The sequence below is a fragment of the Pseudoduganella sp. R-32 genome (assembly GCF_049913245.1).
Taxonomy (GTDB): domain Bacteria; phylum Pseudomonadota; class Gammaproteobacteria; order Burkholderiales; family Burkholderiaceae_D; genus Rugamonas.
The window spans coordinates 2,511,002-2,526,036 of record NZ_CP183987.1 but is presented as its reverse complement, the minus strand read 5'-3'; the positions used below and the strand labels follow the sequence as shown (position 1 = coordinate 2,526,036).

Here is a 15,035-nt window from a genome sequence, read left to right as displayed (position 1 = left end):
TGGGGACGTACCCCATTTTTCAGGCAACACCAACCAATATCAACTGACTGAGAAAATCATGAGCGACGTAAAGAAAGTAGTCCTCGCCTACTCCGGCGGCCTGGACACCTCCGTGATCCTGAAATGGCTGCAGGACAACTACAACTGCGAAATCGTGACCTTCACCGCCGACCTGGGCCAGGGTGAAGAGCTGGAGCCGGCACGCGCCAAGGCGCTGAAGTTCGGCATCAAGCCTGAAAACATCTTCATCGACGACGTGCGCGAAGAGTTCGTGCGCGATTTCGTCTTCCCAATGTTCCGCGCCAACACCGTGTACGAAGGCGAGTACCTGCTGGGCACCTCGATCGCGCGTCCGCTGATCGCCAAGCGCCTGATCGAGATCGCCAACCAGACCGGCGCCGACGCCATCTCGCACGGCGCCACCGGCAAGGGCAACGACCAGGTCCGTTTCGAACTGGGCGCCTACGCACTGAAGCCAGGCGTGCGCGTGATCGCTCCATGGCGCGAGTGGGACCTGCTGTCGCGCGAAAAGCTGCTGAAATACGCGGAAGATGCCGGCATCGAAATCGACATGAAGCACAAGAACGGCGGCGCGCCCTACTCGATGGACGCCAACCTGCTGCACATCTCCTTCGAAGGCCGCCACCTGGAAAACCCAAGTGCCGAAGCCGAAGAATCGATGTGGCGCTGGACCGTCAGCCCGGAAGCTGCACCGGACCAGCCGGAATACCTGGACATCGAATTCGAAAACGGTGACATCGTTGCCCTGAACGGCAAGCGCATGTCGCCGGCCACCGTGCTGACTGAGCTGAACCGCCTGGGCGGCAAGCACGGCATCGGCCGCCTGGACCTGGTGGAGAACCGCTACGTCGGCATGAAGTCGCGCGGCTGCTACGAAACCCCTGGCGGCACCATCATGCTGAAGGCGCACCGCGCCATCGAGTCGATCACCCTGGACCGCGAAGTGGCGCACCTGAAGGATGACCTGATGCCGCGCTACGCTTCGCTGATTTACAACGGCTACTGGTGGGCGCCGGAGCGCGTCGCGCTGCAAACCCTGATCGACCACACCCAGGCCACCGTGAACGGCTGGGTGCGCGTCAAGCTGTACAAGGGCAATGTGATCGTCGTCGCGCGCGATTCGAAGACCGACTCGCTGTTCGACCAGACCATCGCCACCTTCGACGAAGACGGCGGCGCCTACAACCAGGCCGACGCCGGCGGCTTCATCAAGCTGAACGCGCTGCGCATGCGCATCGCCGCCAACGCAAGGAACAAGCGCGGCCAGTAAGCTGCCTCCGCTCCTCTAAGACGGGCCGCTTTGCGCGGCCCGTTTTTTTTGCTACATTGCCTTGGAAGAAAGCCCCCCGTCCCCGGAGACCCGCGCATGAACAATCTGAGCATCAAGAACAAACTGTATATCGGCTTCGGCAGCATCGTGGCAATCATCTTGCTACTGTTGATCACGGCCTATAACAACTTCGCCAGCTTGACCGATGCCAACAGGTGGGACCGGCACACGATGGAGGTGCTGCTTCAGCTCGACCGCATCAACAGCGTGTCCCTGCAAATCCAGGTCGACACGCGCGGTTATATCCTGACCGGCAGCGAAGCCCTGATCGGCAGCGAGCGTGAAAACGCGGAACAACTCAAGCAGCATATCGCCAAAGCAGTCCAGCTGACGGCAGACAATCCGCAACAGAACGAGCGCCTGAAGCGCGCCCAGGCCTTGCTCACGACCTGGGCCGACGTCAATATCCGTCGCCAGATCGACAAGCGCCGCGCACTCGGCGACACCAAAGGCGCGGCCGAAATCCTGGGGCAGTCGTCGGAGCTGAAGGAAGCCGGCGCCATCGTCGGCAGCGCGCGCGAACTGCTGGACCAGGCGTCTGAAGAAGAGCGCCGCTTGCTGGCCGAGCGCAGCGCCAAAGCGGTCGACCTGCACTCGAACCAAACCAACCTGCTGCTGGGCGGCGGCGCGGCGGTATTCATGCTGTCCCTGCTGATCGCCTATACGCTGGGGCGCGCCATCCTGGGCCCGCTGGCCAACCTGACCGCTGGGCTCGCCCGCTTGGGCGGCGGCGACCTGGCCGCCCGAACCGTGGTGACGTCAGGCGACGAACTGGGGAAAGTCAGCGAAGACTTCAACAAGATGGCGCAGCAACTGCAGGATGCAACGCTGCGCGAGCAGGCGCAGACCAATGAGCTGCGCGCGAAAGTCGATTCCCTGCTTGGCGTTGTGGCGCGCGCTGCCGGCGGCGACATGACAGGCAAGATCTCCGTGGGCGGCGATGACGCCATCGGCCAGCTGGGCGATGGCTTGCAGCGCATGTTCGACAACCTGCGCCAGTTGCTGAACAATGTGCAGAAGGCGGGCATCCAGGTCACCACCTCGGCCACCGAGATTGCCGCTTCGGCCAAGCAGCAGGAAGCCACCGGTGTCGAGCAGGCACAGACTTCGGTCGAGGTGCTCAGCACCACCAAGGAGATTTCGTCCAATACCTCGCAACTGCTGAAGACGATGGAAGATGCGACCGCGGTGGCCGACTACACCACCACCGCCACTTCTGAGGCCCAGGGCAACCTGCGCCGCATGGACCAGACCATGCAGAACATGGTCAACGCGACCGATTCGATCAATGCCAAGCTGGCGGCATTGTCGGAAAAGGCGTCCAACATCAACTCGGTGCTGACCACCATTACCAAGGTGGCCGACCAGACCAACATCCTGTCGCTGAATGCCGCCATCGAAGCCGAGAAGGCCGGCGAAGCAGGCCGCGGCTTCTCGGTGGTGGCAACCGAAATCCGCCGCCTGGCCGACCAGACTTCGGTGTCGACCTGGGATATCGAGCAGATGCTGAAGGAAATGCAGTCGGCTGTTTCGGCCAGCGTGATGGGCATGGACAAATTCTCGGAAGAGATCCGCCGCAGCGTGGGCGAGGTGCGCCAGGTGACCGACCAGTTGTCCGGCGTGATGGACCAGGTGCAGAAACTGGCCCCGCAATTCGACGCGGTGCTGCAAGGCATGCAGGCGCAGGCTGTGGGCGCGCAGCAGATCAGCGAAACCATGATGCAGCTTAACGATGCCACCCAGCAGACCGTCGAATCGCTGAAGGCAACCAGCGAGGCCGTGCACCAGCTGCAGTATGCGGCCGGCGACCTGCAGTCGAGCGTCTCCACTTTCGCCGTGAACGCATGAAAGTATTAGTCTTCCACATTGGAGCCGACCGCTACGGTCTTCCGTTGCGGCAGGTGCAGCGCGTGCTGCCCCTGCTGGAACTGAAGGGCATCCCGCTGGCGCCGGACAGTGTGGCGGGCTTGCTGAACCTGCACGGTGCCCCGATGCCGGTGATCGACCTGTCGCGCATCAGCGGCCGGGCGCCGTCGCGGCAGCATTACGACACGCGCATCGTGGTGACCGATTACACGGCGCCCGATGGCGCAGTGCACGCACTGGGACTGATGGCCGAACGGGTGCAGGGCGTGCAGGACGTGGTGCCGCAAGACCTGGCGCCAAGCGGCGTGCAGGCGGCGCCGTTCCTGGGCCGGGTCGCAGGCGATGCGCAAGGCATGGTGCAGTTGGTCGAGGTCAATGACCTGTTGCCAGCCGAGTTGCGGGCACGCCTGTTCCCGGCGGAGGCTGCGGCGGGATGAATGTACTGGCCACACTGCGCCGCCTGACCGGCATGAACCTGGCCCGCAACACGGTCGAACTGGCGGTGAAGCGGCGCATGGAGGCGACGGGCGCAACGGAGCACAAGGCTTACGCAGACGGTCTGGATGAAGCGGAGCTGCGCGAACTGGTGGAGCTGGTGGTGGTGCCGGAATCATGGCTGTTCCGCGATCCGCAAGCTTTCTCCGCGGCGGTCGCATTTGTGCGCCAGCGGCTGGCCGAAGGGTCCAGGCTCGTGCGCATACTGTCGGTGCCCTGCGCCGGCGGCGAAGAGCCTTATTCGATGGCGATGGCGCTGTTCGATGCCGGCGTGAAGCCGCAAGCGTTCATGATCGATGCCGTGGATATCAGCGCAGCCTGCATCATGCGCGCCGAGGCCGGGGTATTTGGACGCAATGCGTTCCGCGGACGCGAATTGTCGTTCCGCGACCGCTATTTCACCTGGTCCGGCGACGATGAACTGTATCGCATCAATGACGCGCTGCGGGCGCGCATCCGGTTCGGCCAGGGCAGCATCCTGGAAGGCGAGCTTGGAACGGCGCGCCAGTATGACGTGATCTTTTGCCGCAACCTGCTGATCTATTTCGACGAGCCAACCACCGCTGCTGCCATTGCACGGTTGTCTGAATACCTGGCCAGAGACGGCATGATCCTGGCCGGATACGCAGAAGTGCCATCCTTCGTGCGTCACGGCTTTTCGCCGCTGCCGCACCGCCAGGCATTCGCCCTGCGCAAGGACATCAAACGCTCCGGGGCACCGGCCCGGGCTGCCCTGCCTGCCGGCACGCCTTTGCCGTCCGGCGCCGGCCTCGCGCATCCCGCCGCCATCGCGCCGGAGCGAGCCACCGCATCCGCTGCGCCGGCCCTGGCAAGCCTTCCGGCACGCGGCAGCCGCCCTGCCCCGGTGGCGCCGCACCCGCCCCGTGCCAACCGCGCCAACGCCAGCGCAACGTCCCGTCCGGTCGCTGCCGGCGACGAATCCCTGCTCGCGCACGCGCGCAAGCTGGCCGACGCCGGTAAACTGCTGGAAGCCGATGCCGCCTGCCGTGAATTTCTTGCCCAGCAGCCCGAGTCGGCCGAAGCGTATTTCATCCTCGGCCTGCTGGCTGAATCCGCCGGCAAGCCGGCCGATGCCGAAGCACACCTGAAGCGCTGCCTCTACCTGCAACCGGACCACTACGAAGCCCTGTGCCACCTGGCCCTGCTGCAGGAGCAAGGCGGCAACAGCCGCGCCGCCGCTACGTTGAAGGCCCGTGCCGCGCGCGCTTTCCAGCGCCAGCAGCCACAGTGATAGCAGACCAAGACAATGACTGATCAAATCCAAGACCTGGACGCCTGCTGGAACCGTATCGGCGTCGCCGGCGACCATAGCTGCGAGATCCTCGACAAGGCGGTCCACTGCCGCAATTGCGACGTGTATGCCGGCGCCGCATTGCGCAACCTGCAACGCCCTGTCGATCCGGCCTACCTGCGCGAATGGGCCGAACACTTCCGCGCCCCGCAAGATGAGGGCACGCGCCACGACAGCTCCTGCGTCGCCTTCCGCATTGGCCGCGAGTGGCTAGCCCTGCCGACCAATATGTTCCAGCAGATTGCGCCGAAAGCCATTTCGCATCGCCTGCCGCACCGCAATGCACGCGGGCTGCGCGGCATCGTCAACGCTGGCGGCAAGCTGTATCCCTGCATCTCGCTGGCCGAACTGCTGGGCATCGACGAAGCCGGCGGCGAGGCAACCGGCGGCCGCCATGTTTTCGCCCGCATGCTGCTGGTGCAGTGGGAGGGCCAGTCCTACGCCCTGCCGGTGGCGGAACTGCACGGCATCATCCGCTATGCGGCCAGCGAACTGAAACCACCTGCCGCCACCATCAACAAGGGCATTGAGCGTTACCTGGCCGGGGTCCTTCCGCACCAGGACATGCAGGTGGGCTGCCTGGACGACAGCCTGCTCGGCCACCAGCTAGCGAGGACCTTGCGATGACCGACAAGAAGGATGACCTGAGCCAGTTCTCCATGCTGGACCTGTTTCGCATGGAGGCCGACAGCCAGACCCAGATCCTGACCGACGGCCTGCTGGCCTTCGAGCGCCGCAACGACCCGGCTGCCGTGGAATCGATGATGCGCGCCGCGCACTCGATCAAGGGCGCCGCCTCCATCGTTGGGCTGGAGATGATCGTGCAGTTGGCCCACGGCATGGAAGATGCATTCATCGCCGCCCAGGCAGGCAAGCTGAAACTGACTGCCAACCGGGTTGACGCCCTGCTGGCTGCGGTCGACCTGATCGTGCAGTGCTCACGCCTCAATGGCGACCTGGATGCCTGGCTGGCGGCCAATAGCGCGCAAGTCGGCAAGACCATGAACGATGTGCAGGGCATTGCCTTCCTGCCCGAGCCGGTCGAACTGCCGGCTGCCCTGCCGCCGCCCGCGCCAGCCGTCAAGGCGGCGCGGGCAGCGGAGCCGGCGCCTGAGATCCGGCCGGAGAGTCTGGTCGAGGCGGCGCAGGCCGACGGCGTAGCGGAACAGCCGGTGCCCGGCCGCTCCCTGCCGCCGATGAAAAACGCACAAAACTTCGACCGCCTGCTCGCGCTGGCGAGCGAAGCCCGCATCAACGCCCACCAGTTGCATCCCCTGATCCAAGGCATGCAGCGCTACAAGCGCAACCAGGCCGCCCTGTTCGCGGTGCTGGAAGACGTGATGGAAGCCGCATCCCGCACCAGCGACCCGGCACTGAAGGAAAAGGCCCTGCTGGCGATCCAGAAAAGCCAGCCGCTCAAGCAATTCATGCTGGAGCACATCACCGACATGGAAAACTACGAGCGCCGCCTGCTGACTGGCTCCGAAAACATGGTCGATGAAGTGCTGTCGCTGCGCATGCGGCCTTTCCGCGACGGCATCCAGCACTTCCCGCGCATGGTGCGCGACCTGGCCCGCAACCTGGGCAAGGACGTGGTGCTGCACGTGGAAGGCGAAGACACGCTGGTCGACCGCGACATCCTGCTGCGCATCGAGAGCCCGCTCAGCCACATGCTGCGCAACGCCGTCGACCACGGCATGGAAAGCGCGCAAGAAAGGCTTGCAGCCGGCAAGCCAGCCACCGGCACCATCGTGATGGAGGCGCGCCACCGCGCCGGCATGCTGAATATCGAGATCAGCGACGACGGCTGCGGCGTCGATCCGGAAAAAATACGCAGCACCGTCATCGAGCGCAAGATGGCCACCGAGCAGATGGTGGCTGCCATGTCGCAGGCAGAGCTGATGGAATTCCTGTTCCTGCCGGCCTTCAGCCTGAAGGGAGGCATTACCGAGATTTCAGGCCGCGGCGTCGGCCTGGACATCGTGCACGACACCATCCGCCAGCAGAACGGCACGGTACGCATCGAATCGGAGCTGGGCAAAGGCTTCCGCACTTCGATCACGCTGCCGCTGACGCAATCGATCGTGCGTGCCCTGGTGGTGGACGTCAAGGGCGAAGCCTACGCGGTTCCCATCGTCAAGGTGGAGCGCGTCCTCATGGTGCAGCAAGGCGCCGTGCACACGCTGGAGAACAAGCAGTTCTTCGACCATGACGGCGAACACCTTGGCCTGGTGGCTGCAGCCGAGGTGCTGGAACTGGGCGATATGGAACATGCCGAGGAAATGCCCGTCGTCGTCATCGGCGGCAGCGCGCGCCGCTACGCCCTGGTAGTGGACAAGATCCGCGGCGAGGAAAGCCTTGCAGTGCAGGCGATCGACCCAATTTTCGGCAAGATGCGCGATATTTCAGCCGCCGCGCTGCTGGACGACGGCGAACCGGTATTGATCCTGGACGTACCGGACCTGTTGCTTTCCGTCGAAAAGCTGCTGGAAGAAGGCGGCCTGCATCAACTTACGCGCGCAGACCACGCCGGACGGCGTAGAATGAAACGCATCCTTGTCGTGGACGATTCGCTGACAGTACGTGAAATGGAGCGTAAATTGCTCGTCGGGCGCGGTTTTGAAGTGGACATCGCCGTCGACGGCATCGATGGCTGGAACGTGGTGCGCAGCGGCGACTACGACCTGGTCATCACCGACGTCGACATGCCACGCATGGACGGCATTGAACTGGTCACCCTGATCAAGAAAGACCTGCACTTGCATAAGCTGCCCGTCATGATCGTCTCCTACAAGGACCGGCCGGAAGACCGCGCACGCGGCCTGGCTGCGGGGGCGGACTATTACCTGACCAAGGGCAGCTTCCACGACGAGACGCTGCTGGATGCGGTGTCCGACCTGATAGGCGACGCTTACCGATGAGGATCGCCATCGCCAACGATGTTCCGATGGCGGCTGAAGCGCTGCGGCGCGTGGTCGCCAGCACGCAGGAACACCAGGTCGCATGGATCGCCCGCACCGGTCTCGAAGCGGTGCTGAAATGCGCAACCGACCGCCCTGACCTGGTCCTGATGGACCTCAATATGCCGGAACTGGACGGGGTTGAAGCAACGCGCCGCATCATGGAGGAAAGTCCCTGCGCCATCCTGGTGGTGACGGGGCGCCCGCAGGACAACGTCAACCAGGTATTCCGCGCCCTGGGCGCCGGCGCCCTGGACGTCACGGCCACCCCGGTGCTGCAGGGGAAAGAAGGCGGTGACGCGGAGTTGCTGCACAAGATCAAGACCATGGACAAGCTGATCCGCCACAGCGGCGGCAACCAGTCCATGCCGCCGCGCCGGCACGCAACGCTGCCGGAGCCGCGCGAAGCGGTGCTCGACACGCTGGTGGCGATCGGCGCCTCGACCGGCGGGCCCATGGCAGTGGCGCGCATCCTGGCCGGCTGGACCCCGCCCGCCAATTGCGCCGTCGTCGTGGTACAACACATCGACGAAAACTTTGCCGACCATTTCGCCAAATGGCTGTCGGAACAACTGGCGGTACCGGTGCGCCCAATTGAAAACCGCACGCCCCTGCAGGGTGGTATCGTCATGGTCGCCAAGAGCAATGACCACCTTGTACTGGATGAAAAACACCAACTGGGTTACGATGCCAACCCGAAGGATTACGCATACAGGCCTTCGGTCGATGTGTTTTTCAACTGCGTGGCACAGCACTGGAAAGGCGACGCAGTCGGCGTGCTGCTGACCGGCATGGGGCGCGATGGCGCCGAGGGCATGCTGGCACTGCGCCGCGCGGGCAAGAACACCATTGCCCAGGATCAGGCCAGTTGCGCGGTATACGGCATGCCGCGCGCCGCGATCGAACTGGACGCGGCGCAAACCATCCTGCCTCTCGATAAGATCGGCCCATTCCTGCGAAGCACGATCGGAGGCAAACTGATTTAAAGGAAAGCGATGCCTGACGTACTCACCTTGAACCTGGAAACCGAGCCAAGCCTGACCCACTTCAAGGTACGCGTGCTGCTGGTTGACGACCAGTTGATCATTGCGGAAGCGGTACGGCGCATGCTGGCCGACCAGGAAGACATCGAGTTCCACTTCATCACCGATGCGCGCGAAGCGATTGCCGTCGCCAACTCGATGCAACCTACCGTAATCCTGCAGGACCTGGTGATGCCGGAAGTGGACGGCTTTGAGCTGATCCGCCGTTTCCGCGCCGAGGAAATGCTGGCGCATGTTCCGATCATCGTGCTGTCGGCGCGCGAAGACCCCAAGCTCAAAGCACACGGCTTCGCCGTCGGCGCCAACGACTACCTGGTCAAGCTGCCCGACAAGCTGGAGCTACTGGCGCGCGTGCGCCACCACTCGAATGCCCACATCCACCGCCTGCAGCGCGACCAGGCCTTCCGCTTCCTGCGCGAAAGCCAGCAAAAGCTCGCCGCCGCCAATGTGGAGCTGCAAAAGCTGGCCGCGCTCGACCCGCTGACCGGCATCTCCAATCGACGCCGTTTCGATGAAACGCTGGTGCTGGAATGGCAGCGCGGCAAGCGCGACAAGACGCCCTTGTCGCTGCTGATGGTCGACGTCGACTATTTCAAGCAGTTCAACGACAGCTACGGCCACCCGGCAGGCGACCTGGCGCTGAAAAAGGTAGCGGCAGTCATGACCGAGAACCTGAAGCGCCCGGCCGACCTGGTCACGCGCTACGGCGGAGAAGAATTCGCCATCATCCTGCCGGAGACCGACAATGCCGGTGCGATGAACGTGGCCCAGTCCTGCCTGCGCCAGCTGGAGAAACTGGAAATCGAAAACGCCAATGCCGCGCCTTACGGCGTGCTCACCATGTCGATCGGCGTGCGGACCGTCGTGCCCACCAAGCAATCATCGTGGAGTGAACTGGTATCGGCCGCCGACCGCGCGCTCTACGCCGCCAAGGCAGGCGGCCGCAACCGCGTCGTCAACGCAGAATGAAAGTCGGGGTCAGGTCTGGCAATCCGCCATGTTTTTCGCATCGCGAAAAACATGGCGGATTGCCAGACCTGACCCCGACTTTTAAATGAATACTGGCTCGGGTTCGAGCAATACGCCGTAGCGTGCCGAGACATCGGCCTGGATGGCTGCGGCCAGGGCTTGCACTTCGGTGCCGGTGGCGCCGCCGTTATTCACCAGCACCAGGGCCTGTTTGGGGTAGACGCCGGCGGCGCCCATCGACTTCCCTTTCCAGCCGCATTGGTCGATCAGCCAGCCCGCAGCGAGCTTTTCACTGCCGTCCGGCTGGCGGTGGTGCACCAGCGTTGGGAACTTCTCCAGCAACTGGGCGCAGTGCTCGGCACTGACCACGGGATTCTTGAAGAAACTGCCGGCATTGCCGATTTGCGCCGGGTCGGGCAGCTTGCGGCGGCGGATCGCGATCACAGTGTCGGCTACCTGCTGCGGCGTTGGCGCCGCCAGGCCCTGCTCCGCCACGGCATTGGCCAGTTCGGCGTAGCGCAGGTTAGGCTGCCAGGCGCGCGGCAAGGCAAAGCTCACGTCGAGGATGATCAGCTCGCGTCCTTCGTGCTTGAAGATGCTGTCGCGGTAGGCGAAGCGGCAGTCGGCGCCGTCCATTACCCGCACTTTGCCGCTGGCCGGGTCGAACGCCGTCAGCGACAGGAAACAGTCCTTGGTTTCCGCCCCATACGCCCCAATATTCTGGATTGGAGCTGCGCCCACGGTACCCGGGATCAGCGAAAGGTTTTCCAGCCCGCCGACGCCCTGCGCCAGCGCCCACTGCACAAAGCCGTGCCAGGTTTCGCCGGCTGCGGCGCGGACGTGGTGGTGAGTCGCGGTGCCGGCCAGGATTTCGCGGCCTTCCAGCGCAATATGCAGCACCAGGCCCGGAAAATCGCGGGTCAGCAGCAGGTTGCTGCCGCCGCCCAGCACCAGGCGCGGCATGGCCGCCAGTTGGGGATCGGCCAGGGCGCTGCGCAACAGCTCCAGCGATGTCACGCGCAGGTAATGTTTGGCGCGTACATCAATACCAAACGTATTTAAATGCTTCAGTGGGTATTCGTGCTGGAGAAAATCAGGGAAAGGCATGGGTAGATCAAGTTTTTGCTCGATTATAGTGCAATTATGACAAAAACGACCGAGCGTTCGCTTGTTTGTCCGTTAAAATGTCGCTTCTTTTGAATCCGCCCCTTGGGCGGGTGCTTCATTGTAAAGGAAAGAATATGCCATCGTTTGACGTAGTATCCGAAGCGGACATGATCGAGGTGCGCAACGCCGTCGACCAAAGCAACAAGGAAATCTCGACCCGCTTCGACTTCAAAGGCAGCGATGCGCGCGTAGAACAAAAAGAAAACGACCTGACGGCATTCGCCGATTCGGAATTCCAGCTTGGCCAGGTGCGCGATGTGCTGACCAACAAGCTGGCCAAACGCAAGGTCGACGTGCGCTTCCTCGACGAAGGCAAGGTAGAGAAGATTGGTGGGGACAAAGTCAAGCAGGTCATCAAGGTGAAAAACGGTCTCGATTCCGAGACCGCCAAGAAGATCACCAAGGTAATCAAGGAAAGCAAGATGAAGGTCCAGGCCAGCATCCAGGGCGAGTCGGTACGTGTGAGCGGTGCCAAGCGCGACGACCTGCAGGCTGCGATGCAGCTGCTGCGCAAGGACGTGCCGGACACGCCTCTGGAGTTCAACAATTTCCGCGATTGATCGAAGGACTGTAATGAAACGTGTTGACGATTTCCGCCTCAAGTTTGGCGACAAAGAGTATGTGCCAATCATGATCGGCGGGATGGGCGTGGATATTTCCACGACCGAACTGGCGCTGGAAGCAGCGCGCCTTGGCGGCATCGGCCATATTTCCGATGCCATGGTGGAGGATGTTTCGGACCGCAAGTTCGACACCACCTTCGTCAAGGACAAGACCCGCCTGTACAAGCACAACATCAACAATATGGACAAGTCCGAGGTGCAGTTCGACCTGGGACGCCTGGCAGAAGCCCAGCGCCGCCACATCGGCGACACCATGCAGCGCAAGGAAGGCCCCGGCCTGATCTTCGTGAACTGCATGGAAAAGCTGACCATGAACGGCCCGAAGGAAACCTTGCGCACGCGCCTGAACGCGGCGCTGGACGCGGGCATCGACGGCATCACGCTGTCGGCCGGCCTGCACTTCGGCTCCTTCGCGCTGATGGCCGACCACCCGCGCTTCCGCGAAGCGAAGCTGGGCATCATCGTTTCCTCCGTGCGCGCGCTGCAGATCTTCCTGCGCAAGAACCAGAAGCTGAACCGCCTGCCCGACTACGTGATCGTGGAAGGCCCGTTGGCCGGCGGCCACCTGGGTTTCGGCCTGGAAGACTGGAAAGATTTCGACCTGCACCAGATCGTGCAAGAGATCCTGGACTACATGAAGGCGGAAAACCTGGACGTTCCAGTGATCGCCGCAGGCGGCGTGTTCACCGGCAGCGATGCGGTGTCCTTCCTGGAGATGGGTGCGGCCGGCGTGCAGGTAGCGACCCGCTTTACCGTAACCAAGGAATGCGGCCTGCCTGAAGACGTGAAGCAGGAATACTTCAAGGCCAGCGAGGAAGACATCATCGTCAACGGCGTTTCGCCGACCGGCTATCCGATGCGCATGCTGAAGAGCACCCCGGCAATCGGCGCAGGCATTCGTCCGGGCTGCGAATCCTACGGTTACCTGCTCGATGCCACCGGCAACTGCGCCTACATCAATTCGTACAACCGCGAAGTGATAGCCAACGGCGGCAGCGACAAGGGCATCAAGGTGATGGACAAGACCTGCCTGTGCACCCACATGCGCAACTTCAACTGCTGGACTTGCGGTCACTACACCTACCGCCTGAAGGACACTTCGTTCAGGAAGCCGGATGGTTCCTACCAGATCCTGACTGCGGAGCACGTGTTCAAGGACTACCAGTTCTCGACCGATAATTCTATAGCTTTACCTGAAAAAGACTTCTAATTCGCTTGCCGGGCAATGGTGCCCGACCCTGCGGGTCGGGCACCGGTTAGAGGTTCTACCCTTCCTTGTTGATGCGCACGATCAGCGCGCCCAGCACATCCTCCGCCATCTCGTTCTCCACCTGGCACGTCCCGGCATTCTCATGCCCGCCCCCGCCGTATTCCAGCATCAGCGCCCCGATATTGGTCTTTGACGTACGGTTCAGGATCGACTTGCCGGTCGCGAACACCGTATTCTGGTTTTTCAGGCCCCACAGCACGTGGATCGAGATATTCTGCTCAGGATACAGTGCATAAATGACAAAGCGGTTACCCGCATAAATCGTCTCTTCATGGCGCAGATCCAGCACCACCAGGTTCTTATGCACGCTCGAGCAGCGGCGAATCTGCTCCTTGCACTTTTCCGCGTGGTCGAAATACAGGTCGCTGCGCTCCTTCACATCCGGCAGCGCCATGATTTCGCTGATCGTGTGCGAGCGGCAGTAATCGATCAGGTCCATCATCAGGTTGTAGTTCGAGATGCGGAAATCACGGAAGCGCCCCAGGCCCGTGCGCGCGTCCATCAGGAAGTTCAGCAAGTCCCAGCCCTGCGGGTTGAGGATTTCATCGCGGTTGAACTGGGCCGAATCGCCTTTGTCCACCGCCAGCATCATGTCGTTCCACGCCGAAGGGAATTTGTTGCCGCCGCCGTAGTAGTCGTACACCACGCGCGCGGCCGACGGCGCACCGGGATCGATCACGTGGTTCTGCCGCTCGCCCGTATTGCGGATGGTTTCGGACAGGTGGTGGTCGAACGCCAGATAAGCGCCGGATACGTAAGGAAGGTTGGTGGTGATATCGCGGCTGGTAATGGCGATTTTCCCATCCTGCATATCCTTCGGGTGCACGAACAGGATCTCGTCGATCAAGTCCAGGTGCTTGAGCAGCACCGCGCACACCAGGCCATCAAAATCACTGCGGGTAACAAGGCGGAACTTCATGGAAGGCACCCCTATCGCTGATGAATTGGAAGCCCATATTACCGTGATCTTTCAAAGCCTGTCGAGCCGCCCCGCAAAGTCGTCTGCGCGCATTTGAGCAATCACGTAATCGACGAAGGCGCGCGTCTTGGCCGGCAACAGCTTCTTGCTGGAATAGTAGATCGACAGCGGCCCCACCTCCGCATGCCAGTCCGGCAGCAGGCGCACCAATTGGCCGGATTCCAGCAGCGGGGCCGCATGCGGCCCTGGCAGCAGCGCCACGCCCAGCCCCATGCAGGCCGCCTGCGCCATCGCTTCCGGATCGTCGAAGGTGGCGACTGCGCTGAATTGGGCCACCGCCTCTTCCCCTGCCGCGTTGCGCAGCAGGTATTCGCGCAGGCGTCCGGTTTCGGCGGAGCGGCGCGCAATGCCTTTCCACCCGGCCAGCTCGGACGGATGGGAAGGCAGCTTGCGGCCAGCCAGGCAGGACGGGGTGGCCGTGACCAGGATGCGCGGCCGCCCCAGTTCGCGCGCGACCACGCCGGGGGCCAGTTCGATGCCGCCGCCGATAGCAACGTCATAGCCCTCCCCGATCAGGTCCACCGTGCGGTTGTCGAAACGCCAGTCGTGCTGCACGCCCGGATAGCGCTGCAGGAAGCCCTTCAGCAGCGGCAGGATGTACATGCGGCCCACCCCATGCGCCACCGCCACCTTGAGGGTGCCGGCCGGTTCGCCCGCATCCTGTGCCGCGCCCGCGATCGCGCCTTGCAATTCGGCCAGCGGGCCGCGCACCTGCTGCAGCAAGCGTTCGCCGGCCTCGGTCAAGGCCAGCCGGCGCGTGCTGCGCTGGAACAGGCGTACGCCCAGTTGCGCCTCCAGCCGCGCCACGTTCTTGCTGACCGCCGCCGGCGTCAGTCCCAGGCGCCGCGCCGCCTCGGAAAAGCCAGCGCATTCGGCGCTCTGCAGGAAGGATTCCAGGAGATTCAGTGGCTGCATTTGATACATCTGGTTGAAAGTGATAATCAATATTACCAGCTAGTCGGCATGCAATGTCGCGACCATACTGGCTTCATCCCAACCA

Annotated in this window: 13 protein-coding genes; 10 read left to right on the top strand and 3 right to left on the bottom strand. The window is 62.9% G+C overall.

The features are described from left to right. Nucleotides 1-58 precede the first annotated feature (58 nt). The 8 genes from ACN9MU_RS11530 to ACN9MU_RS11495 all read left to right on the top strand — a co-directional run bounded on the left by ACN9MU_RS11530 (nucleotide 59) and on the right by ACN9MU_RS11495 (nucleotide 9,996). Nucleotides 59-1,291, top strand: a complete 1,233-nt coding sequence (locus ACN9MU_RS11530) for an argininosuccinate synthase (protein WP_426344610.1) — start codon at nucleotides 59-61, stop codon at nucleotides 1,289-1,291. 96 nt (nucleotides 1,292-1,387) lie between these two features. Next, nucleotides 1,388-3,199, top strand: a complete 1,812-nt coding sequence (locus ACN9MU_RS11525) for a methyl-accepting chemotaxis protein (protein WP_426170725.1) — start codon at nucleotides 1,388-1,390, stop codon at nucleotides 3,197-3,199. Continuing rightward, on the top strand, nucleotides 3,196-3,654 hold the full coding sequence (locus tag ACN9MU_RS11520; protein WP_426344609.1) for a chemotaxis protein CheW: 459 nt from the start codon (nucleotides 3,196-3,198) through the stop codon (nucleotides 3,652-3,654). Before ACN9MU_RS11525 ends, ACN9MU_RS11520 begins: the two co-directional genes overlap by 4 nt. Continuing rightward, nucleotides 3,651-4,964 (top strand): CheR family methyltransferase, encoded by a 1,314-nt coding sequence (locus tag ACN9MU_RS11515; RefSeq protein ID WP_426344608.1) that lies wholly within the window; start codon nucleotides 3,651-3,653, stop codon nucleotides 4,962-4,964. Before ACN9MU_RS11520 ends, ACN9MU_RS11515 begins: the two co-directional genes overlap by 4 nt. Before the next feature lie 15 nt (nucleotides 4,965-4,979). After that, a complete protein-coding gene (locus ACN9MU_RS11510) occupies nucleotides 4,980-5,651 on the top strand; it encodes a chemotaxis protein CheW (protein WP_426170720.1) in 672 nt (223 codons plus the stop codon). Beyond that, nucleotides 5,648-7,945, top strand: coding sequence for a hybrid sensor histidine kinase/response regulator (locus ACN9MU_RS11505; RefSeq protein ID WP_426337347.1), 2,298 nt, complete (start codon nucleotides 5,648-5,650; stop codon nucleotides 7,943-7,945). Before ACN9MU_RS11510 ends, ACN9MU_RS11505 begins: the two co-directional genes overlap by 4 nt. Continuing rightward, the gene (cheB, locus tag ACN9MU_RS11500) at nucleotides 7,942-8,970 is read left to right on the top strand and encodes a chemotaxis-specific protein-glutamate methyltransferase CheB (RefSeq protein WP_426344607.1); all 1,029 of its coding nucleotides are present in this window, start codon (nucleotides 7,942-7,944) and stop codon (nucleotides 8,968-8,970) included. Before ACN9MU_RS11505 ends, cheB begins: the two co-directional genes overlap by 4 nt. A 9-nt stretch (nucleotides 8,971-8,979) precedes the next feature. Continuing rightward, nucleotides 8,980-9,996: a diguanylate cyclase gene (locus tag ACN9MU_RS11495; RefSeq protein ID WP_426344606.1), complete on the top strand. Its 1,017-nt coding sequence runs from the start codon at nucleotides 8,980-8,982 to the stop codon at nucleotides 9,994-9,996. Nucleotides 9,997-10,077: 81 nt separating this feature from the next. Here ACN9MU_RS11495 and murB read toward each other — a convergent pair whose 3' ends face one another. Continuing rightward, the gene (gene murB, locus ACN9MU_RS11490) at nucleotides 10,078-11,103 is read right to left on the bottom strand and encodes a UDP-N-acetylmuramate dehydrogenase (RefSeq protein WP_426344605.1); all 1,026 of its coding nucleotides are present in this window, start codon (nucleotides 11,101-11,103) and stop codon (nucleotides 10,078-10,080) included. Between the two features lie 134 nt (nucleotides 11,104-11,237). Between murB and ACN9MU_RS11485 the strand changes: the two genes are divergently transcribed. Both ACN9MU_RS11485 and ACN9MU_RS11480 read left to right on the top strand, forming a co-directional pair. Then, a complete protein-coding gene (locus tag ACN9MU_RS11485; RefSeq protein ID WP_057262600.1) occupies nucleotides 11,238-11,723 on the top strand; it encodes a YajQ family cyclic di-GMP-binding protein in 486 nt (161 codons plus the stop codon). Nucleotides 11,724-11,736: 13 nt separating this feature from the next. Continuing rightward, nucleotides 11,737-12,996, top strand: a complete 1,260-nt coding sequence (locus tag ACN9MU_RS11480; RefSeq protein ID WP_426344604.1) for a nitronate monooxygenase — start codon at nucleotides 11,737-11,739, stop codon at nucleotides 12,994-12,996. Nucleotides 12,997-13,051: 55 nt separating this feature from the next. Here the strand turns inward: ACN9MU_RS11480 and ACN9MU_RS11475 are convergent, their stop codons facing one another. Continuing rightward, nucleotides 13,052-13,975: an exopolyphosphatase gene (locus tag ACN9MU_RS11475; RefSeq protein WP_426170708.1), complete on the bottom strand. Its 924-nt coding sequence runs from the start codon at nucleotides 13,973-13,975 to the stop codon at nucleotides 13,052-13,054. A gap of 51 nt (nucleotides 13,976-14,026) precedes the next feature. Beyond that, nucleotides 14,027-14,950: a LysR family transcriptional regulator gene (locus tag ACN9MU_RS11470; RefSeq protein WP_426344603.1), complete on the bottom strand. Its 924-nt coding sequence runs from the start codon at nucleotides 14,948-14,950 to the stop codon at nucleotides 14,027-14,029. Nucleotides 14,951-15,035 lie beyond the last annotated feature (85 nt).

Excerpts from the sequence above, each read along its gene's own strand:
- ACN9MU_RS11515 (WP_426344608.1), top strand. The coding sequence starts at position 3,651 with ATGAATGTACTGGCCACACTGCGCCGCCTGACCGGCATGAACCTGGCC.
- ACN9MU_RS11480 (WP_426344604.1), top strand. The coding sequence starts at position 11,737 with ATGAAACGTGTTGACGATTTCCGCCTCAAGTTTGGCGACAAAGAGTAT.
- murB (WP_426344605.1), bottom strand. The coding sequence starts at position 11,103 with ATGCCTTTCCCTGATTTTCTCCAGCACGAATACCCACTGAAGCATTTA.
- ACN9MU_RS11495 (WP_426344606.1), top strand. The coding sequence starts at position 8,980 with ATGCCTGACGTACTCACCTTGAACCTGGAAACCGAGCCAAGCCTGACC.
- ACN9MU_RS11520 (WP_426344609.1), top strand. The coding sequence starts at position 3,196 with ATGAAAGTATTAGTCTTCCACATTGGAGCCGACCGCTACGGTCTTCCG.
- ACN9MU_RS11505 (WP_426337347.1), top strand. The coding sequence starts at position 5,648 with ATGACCGACAAGAAGGATGACCTGAGCCAGTTCTCCATGCTGGACCTG.
- ACN9MU_RS11530 (WP_426344610.1), top strand. The coding sequence starts at position 59 with ATGAGCGACGTAAAGAAAGTAGTCCTCGCCTACTCCGGCGGCCTGGAC.
- cheB (WP_426344607.1), top strand. The coding sequence starts at position 7,942 with ATGAGGATCGCCATCGCCAACGATGTTCCGATGGCGGCTGAAGCGCTG.
- ACN9MU_RS11525 (WP_426170725.1), top strand. The coding sequence starts at position 1,388 with ATGAACAATCTGAGCATCAAGAACAAACTGTATATCGGCTTCGGCAGC.
- ACN9MU_RS11510 (WP_426170720.1), top strand. The coding sequence starts at position 4,980 with ATGACTGATCAAATCCAAGACCTGGACGCCTGCTGGAACCGTATCGGC.
- ACN9MU_RS11485 (WP_057262600.1), top strand. The coding sequence starts at position 11,238 with ATGCCATCGTTTGACGTAGTATCCGAAGCGGACATGATCGAGGTGCGC.
- ACN9MU_RS11470 (WP_426344603.1), bottom strand. The coding sequence starts at position 14,950 with ATGCAGCCACTGAATCTCCTGGAATCCTTCCTGCAGAGCGCCGAATGC.
- ACN9MU_RS11475 (WP_426170708.1), bottom strand. The coding sequence starts at position 13,975 with ATGAAGTTCCGCCTTGTTACCCGCAGTGATTTTGATGGCCTGGTGTGC.